Origin of the sequence: Bacillus sp. SIMBA_008 (assembly GCF_046535495.1) — a bacterium.
Classification (GTDB): domain Bacteria; phylum Bacillota; class Bacilli; order Bacillales; family Bacillaceae; genus Bacillus; species Bacillus subtilis.
On record NZ_JAWRWL010000077.1, the window covers coordinates 1 to 387 of the forward strand.

1 pseudogene is annotated in these 387 nt (G+C 47.8%); it reads right to left on the reverse strand.

The annotated features are described in order from the left end of the window. A pseudogene (locus SB658_RS22210) lies at nt 1-387 on the reverse strand (SMC family ATPase); the annotation flags it as partial.

Genomic DNA, 387 nt, shown 5'->3' on the forward strand with positions numbered 1-387 from the left:
GCCAGTGATGTCAAGAAGGTTTCCCCGCCGGACAAGCTGGACACGGGACGCCTAACACCGCCATTTGCATCATCACGCATAACAAAGCCGCCTTCTGAGTCGACCTCAATCGCATATCTTTGTCTCGTCAACATACCTAAGCGGGCGGATGCATCACGACTGACACTTTCCAGCTGTTCTTCTGCTAAAAATTCAACAAACGTATTCCCTTTAAAAACAGTTTGCAGTTTATCAAGGCGATCAATTTCTTGCTGCAGTGCTTCCAATCGTTCGTGAATACTTGCAAAGCGCTGATTATTCTCTTCCATCACACGCAGGTGTTCATGTGCGGACCCACTCCTTGCAGTCGCTTCTTCCAATGCTTTTTCAGCTGCCTTTTTTCTGTGC